Genomic DNA, 5,798 nt, shown 5'->3' with positions numbered 1-5,798 from the left:
TCAGACTAAAGTCGCGTTCCTCTTTGCCCCGACGAGCAAAACTACCTTGGCCTTCAACGATCTGTACGCCAACGAAGTGAGCTATCTCCTCGATGGTCCCCAACCGGTATCAGCCCAAGCCAGGGCCGGTCAATCAGACGTGACCGTAGCCCCACATTTCATCTCTCCAGAAGAAGGGGACTTTCATCTGCAACCCGACACCCCGCTGCTCAATCTCGGCGGGTTTTCCCATCTCGGCGCTCTCCCGCCGGTTACCACTGCTCCGTGAATCTTCCCTGTTCTTTCCTTTGTCCTTGCAGGTAATGGGCCTGGCCAAGTTTGCAGGGGGCCGGTTCATTATGGGAACATTGAAGCCAAAGAAAACGAGCCAAGGCCTGAGTCTGGACGTTGTCCTATTGCCTGGCAAATTCTCATCTCACATTTCTATCATAAACATATGATTGTCAATTCAATCGTGAGAATGCAAATAGGGTTATGTTTGGTTCTTCTATTAGCGGTCTATGGCTGCGGTGGGGGAAATGCCAAAAATCGTTTAACAAAGGATGACCTTAATCATCTCAGGAATGCTTCTCATCTCTACATAATTCACTACGCCACACCTCCCTTCGGTTGGTGGTTTGCTTTCGGAATCTTTCCATTTCCTTCATCAATGCACAAGCTCAATCTTAGCGATGCACAGAAAAAATTAAATATTTCCAATACAGTCTCCCTTGAAGATCCGACATTTGCGCTTAAGGGTAAGGTTTCCCATTTTATGAGGGAGCAAATGCGATTCTCAAATATTACATCCCTGCCTGCCGGATTCCCCAAAGACGACATAATGTTTCTCAAGCAGGAACTGGGAACAGGAAAAGTTATCGATTTACGCACAATATTTTGGCAGTTTTACCCTGTCTATAGTCGTCAACCTCTTCAGCCAGAAAAGGAATCTTATCAATTTCAGTATTCTGGGATTGTTCGTGTTATTGATCTTGACACTCTTTCCGTGATTCACCAGGTTCCCTGCCATTACCCACCAAAGAGTCGAAATAATGGGCAAATGTTATCTCCAAAAGAATCTGGCACCCTTTTTTCGGTTCCTACATGGGAGAATCCCTTAAAAGTTTCGGAGATTTTCGATGGGCATGGATTAAAAATTAATGAGCAGGTTTACTTGGCAGTCCGTCATTGTCAAATGAAAATAGAGGAAAGTTTTCGCCTAAATGGATCTCATGACTAATTAACGAAAAATTTCTGCCCCTGCAACTGAACCCCCAGCAGTGATAATAGAATTTGTGATCCCTTTTGTAAGGGAGCCATCAAGGAAATTTTTTATTCCTTTCAACGTACTTCCAATAGGAATTCCAAGATTCGTGGTTCCTCCTAGCCCTTGTCCATCAGGTGCCTGCCAAGATAAATCTAAGCTAGTTCCATCCCCATTGAAAAATAAACCACTAGCATAGGTAGTAAAAGGAGATTTAATGGCTCCTCGTATGGCACCAGCTGAGGCTCCATTGAAAATCGCATGTAAGTTTCCTGTTCCTCCCGCATAAGCTTCGGTTGCTCCTTGTCCAGCACTCAGTATTCCCCCTGAAATGGCTGTACCTGTAACAAAGGGACCAGACATTCCCAAAGTAGGAAGGTTTACCAAGCCAGTGGTGCGCTCAATAACCCCAAATTTATCTAATGTACCCCCAGATATTGCACCAACGACCGCCCCGGTTGCAGTACCAAATAACACGCCCTTACTGATATCACCCCCATTTCTGGCGGCACTGAGGCCGCCAGTTGTACCCAAACTTAGTTCCCCTGCCAACGCTCCTTGTAAATATGGAGCAGCTCCACACCCGCCACAATAGTAGGTCGCGACTGCCGTGGCCACAATAATTTCTCCAGCTAAGACATAGCGACCTTCTTTAGATTGGGTTAAAAAGGCTGTCCCTGTGATGAAGTCCCAACGTTGAATTGTGACAGCAGCTAGGACAAACCCCACGGGGCCAAGTTTATCTTTGAGAAAGTTCGAGACTTTTTTAAACCCTTTCTTGATAGATTTGAACCCAAAGTGTCCAGTGGGATCGTTGTACAGAATGGGATTATTGTTGGCGTAGGTATACCGGTTGAAATCCTGTGGGTTCCCTGGATCAGGCACAATCGTATCTGGAGAGATAAACCTCCCCAAGGCCGCGTCATAGTAGCGGGCTTCGTAGAAGTAGAGGCCGGTGCTGTCATCCAGTTCCTTGCCGGTGTATTTATACGCGACATTGGCGGTGCCGGTGTTGGTATAGGTTTCCCCATAGGGATAGTAGACCAGGTCTTCCTCCTTCGTGCCGCTGCCATTGGTGAGAACGCTGGTAGACCCCAAATGATCGGGGTGGAAATAACTGATTGACCCACTACTGACCTGTTTAATCGCGATGCGCTGGCCACCTGCATACAACAATTTGGCACAGCCTCCTCCCTCACAGACGTAGAGTTTGCCGATGTAGGTGGTGGTCGTGTTGCCGCCCGAGGTGGCCGTCTTTTTGACGCGTCCCCCATCTCCATTGTCACTGGCATTGACCGGGGATACCCTGTTCCATGTCGACACAGGCCACGGTCTTCGTTATGATGAAGAAGTCAGAACCGAGCTGTGAGGCCTAAATCGATTCAAGCGAAATCCTGAGAACGGAATCGTAAAGACTATGGAACGAATCATTAATCTGCATATCGAAAAATTACCGGAGGGTGTGTACCTGGCCACTTCCGATGAGTTGCCAGGGCTTGTGGCACAGGGGCGGACGATTCAAGAAACTTTGGAAATTGCTCGTGACGTCGCCAAAAAACTTTTGGAAGCCAAGCAAGAACGCGAGGGCGATCTCCCTCTTCCACCCGCTCACGAGATTTTTGATTATCCCCTTATCGTGAATGCTTGATGGGCCGACTTGCCGGATTTCGCTACCGGACTGTTGCAGGCGGCTCAGACAATTCGGTTTTGCCTTCGACCGGCAAGCAGCGGGAAGCCACGAAATCTGGTTCAATCCCGTGACGAATCGATACACGACCATTCCCAATCATCCTGGGGACATACCTGAAGGCACCCTTCGAGCCATTCTGAAACAATGCGGGATCGATCCCGACCAGTTTCTCACTCAATGAACCCCGCAGAAAAGAAATGCCACATCGTGATTTGACCGGTGAGGAAAACTAGAGACCGCCTTCTTCATCCTACTCCCTTCCCTGGCCACACCGTCATCGGTCGACCACACAGGCCTCAGAAGCCATACAGGTTCTCAGATAGAAAACTAGAAGGTGGTTCCACAAAAATCCTCCCTCCAACTTGGGCGCTGGCCAATACTGTCAAAGCACCCCTTCCGAAAGGTACGCCCAAAGGTTCGTATTCCGGGAAATTCGTCGTGCGAGTGGATAAGGGCCTCCATCAGGCCTTGACCGTGGCCGCGTTGCGGGAAGGGAAAAGTTTACATGCCTATTGTGTCGGTCATTTGCAACGGGCAGTTCGTGTTTTGCCACGATCGGGCCAATCAACGCCCGTGAGACGCGCCAGATCCAGAAAAAAGTAAGGTCATCAGCGGCGGGGAGGGCAAGATATCCTGACAAGAGCCCTGGTTCGCATCCCCTTTCAGCCGCTTTCCCCATCTCTCCCCGCGTAATCCGTTGATGGGGTGAAGCCAATTTTTTGGGGATCATTGTGGCCAACTATCTTGTGCCCCCGTGTCAGCGCTCATTGATCAGGCAAGCGAAAAAGGTGGCGCGTGATCGCGGTCGATACGAATATCTTGGTGTAGACCCATCGGAAGGCCCAGTAAGCAACATTTCTTTTTTAAAAATGACCGTCTTTTTTTGCATCAGTTAAAAATAGAACCGCTGTAATCGCCAGAGCATCCGCAGCCAGGTAGATTACGAAGAAGATTTCCACAGTCGGCAATTATGGGAATCTACCTCCAATTTTTCTCAGCATCCTCAAGAAGGCTTACAATGTCATTATGACCATAACGTTTAGCGACCAATAAGGCTGTGTCCAACGGCTGAAGATCTTTATGTAATATCTCATTTTCCCCAATTGCTTTAATTGTGGGATTAGCACCAGCTTCTAAAAAAAGCCTAGTAGCTTCCTTGTTTCCAGTTTTAGCGGCCACAATTAATGCGGTAGTCCCATCCTTGGCTTGTTGGTTCACGTCTGCTCCAGCAGCGAGTAACATCTCACTGACTGTAAGGTTTTTGGTACCTGCGGAGAACATAAGAGGACTATATCCGTACCCCGGTTCAGTTTCGTTAGGGTTGGCACCTGCATTGAGAAGACCCTTAAGAATGACAGGATCACAATTATTTCCGCTAGCATTGAAAATAGGGGCCAACCAAAGTCCATTATTGGTTTTAAATCTATTGTGGACATTGGCTCCTTTGTCAATCAGAAAAGCAACAACTTTTTCATGACAGAAATACACAGCCTGATTTAGTGGGGTTTCTTCATAGTCGTTTTTAGCGTCTATCTGTGCCCCCTTGCTAAGAAGAATTTTTGCAATGAGCACTTGTCCAGATCTAGCTGCGTAGTGTAAAGCGGTAGAACCTATGGGATCTGTTTCGTAAATACTTTCCCCCTGTTCCAATAGTTTCAGAACAGATTGAATGTCTCCTCTTTCGGAATAACTCTGTAGTTGGGTGGAACATCCAATCAAAGAAAGAGTAGCGATAAATAACAAGATTCCATTCCCCAAAACCTTTGTTATTCCAACCGGACGCTTCGAAAAGAAGGCAAGCATTTTGTTTGTCATCTGTTGGAAGAATGTAATTCTTTTAATCTATATTCCTACCGTTTTCCAAAACCACATCCAGAATCACCACCAAATTCAATAGAACAATTAATATTTCCCCCTTTTTCTCCTGCTTTTTTCGATAATTGGCCATTAGAGAGTACATCATATCCTGACGCTCCTGAAACCGCCAAGCTAGAAAATAAAGGGCTTCTGGTCAATGCTTGGGTCGCTTTGGCGTCAAGAATTGTAATCATAGGACCAAAATCATAGTTACTGGCCGCTACCAATTGCCCACCTTGTGATGTTGGAGGGGTTCCCCCATATTTCAATGCAATTCCTCCTAAGGCATCTACAGTTGTGAAAGCCCCGGTAATTGCTGCACCAACAATAGCACCATGAAAGGCTCCATGGAGAATTTCATCTGTACCTCCGGCACCTCCAGCATAGCCCACTGTAGAGCCTCCTGCGGCTCCTGCTACTACACCAGCACCAATTCTTGCGCCAAAAATTCCAACGCCTTGCCAAAAAGTCGGAGAGCCAGAAAAGTTAAATGTGCCCGTTGCCCAGCCATTCAAGGCTCCTGTGATAGCACCAGTAGCAGTGCCAAAGAGAACACCTTTGCTAATATCACCACCATTTTGGGCGGCACTATATCCACCAAATGCCCCAGTGGTTGTTGAGCCAACAAGTGCACCTACCCCTGCCCCACAACCCCCGCAATACCAAGTTGCCACAGCACTTGCAACAATTATTTCTCCAGCTAGGACATAGCGGCCTCCCTTTGATTGGGTTAAGAGAGCAGTTCCTGTAAATGGTTCCCAAGTTTGGATAGTTACAGCAGCTAGGACAAACCCCACAGGGCCAAGTTTATCTTTGAGAAAGTTCGAGGCTTTTTTAAACCCTTTCTTGATAGATTTGAATCCAAAGTGCCCGGTGGGATCGTTATACAGAATGGGATTATTGTTGCCGTAAGTGTATCGGTTGAACGCTTGAGGATTAGCCGGATTGGGCACAAGGGTATCGGCCGAGATAAACCGGCCGAGGACCGCATCGTAGTACCGGGCTTCA

At 47.5% G+C, this 5,798-nt stretch carries 7 protein-coding genes and 1 pseudogene; 5 read left to right on the top strand and 3 right to left on the bottom strand.

The genetic code is table 11. From position 1 onward, the window contains the following. The coding region (locus H6750_21440) for a hypothetical protein (GenBank protein MCB9776876.1) at nucleotides 1-268 on the top strand (268 nt) is incomplete at its 5' end. A 210-nt stretch (nucleotides 269-478) separates the two neighbouring features. Further along, complete coding sequence (locus H6750_21435; protein MCB9776875.1) at nucleotides 479-1,219, top strand: hypothetical protein; 741 nt, start codon at nucleotides 479-481, stop codon at nucleotides 1,217-1,219. On the opposite strand, the gene H6750_21430 is transcribed toward H6750_21435, so the two are convergent. Then, nucleotides 1,220-2,566, bottom strand: a complete 1,347-nt coding sequence (locus H6750_21430; protein MCB9776874.1) for an RHS repeat-associated core domain-containing protein — start codon at nucleotides 2,564-2,566, stop codon at nucleotides 1,220-1,222. It lies immediately after the preceding gene. Between the two features lie 94 nt (nucleotides 2,567-2,660). On the opposite strand from H6750_21430, the gene H6750_21425 reads away from it, so the two are divergent. The 3 genes and pseudogenes from H6750_21425 to H6750_21415 all read left to right on the top strand — a co-directional run bounded on the left by H6750_21425 (nucleotide 2,661) and on the right by H6750_21415 (nucleotide 3,536). After that, nucleotides 2,661-2,891, top strand: coding sequence for a type II toxin-antitoxin system HicB family antitoxin (locus H6750_21425; GenBank protein ID MCB9776873.1), 231 nt, complete (start codon nucleotides 2,661-2,663; stop codon nucleotides 2,889-2,891). Then, a pseudogene (locus H6750_21420) lies at nucleotides 2,891-3,114 on the top strand (type II toxin-antitoxin system HicA family toxin). The gene H6750_21425 and the pseudogene H6750_21420 overlap by 1 nt, the downstream one beginning before the upstream one ends. Nucleotides 3,115-3,152: 38 nt before the next feature. Then, nucleotides 3,153-3,536, top strand: a complete 384-nt coding sequence (locus H6750_21415) for a toxin-antitoxin system HicB family antitoxin (protein ID MCB9776872.1) — start codon at nucleotides 3,153-3,155, stop codon at nucleotides 3,534-3,536. Between the two features lie 375 nt (nucleotides 3,537-3,911). Here the strand turns inward: H6750_21415 and H6750_21410 are convergent, their stop codons facing one another. Both H6750_21410 and H6750_21405 read right to left on the bottom strand, forming a co-directional pair. Next, a complete protein-coding gene (locus tag H6750_21410) occupies nucleotides 3,912-4,736 on the bottom strand; it encodes an ankyrin repeat domain-containing protein (protein ID MCB9776871.1) in 825 nt (274 codons plus the stop codon). Between the two features lie 47 nt (nucleotides 4,737-4,783). Then, a partial coding sequence (locus H6750_21405; protein MCB9776870.1) for a hypothetical protein occupies nucleotides 4,784-5,798 on the bottom strand: 1,015 nt, incomplete at its 5' end.

The sequence above is a fragment of the Nitrospiraceae bacterium genome (assembly GCA_020632595.1).
GTDB lineage: Bacteria > Nitrospirota > Nitrospiria > Nitrospirales > UBA8639 > Nitrospira_E.
Note: the sequence above shows the minus strand (reverse complement) of the source record. Positions and strands in the feature narration are given on the sequence as shown.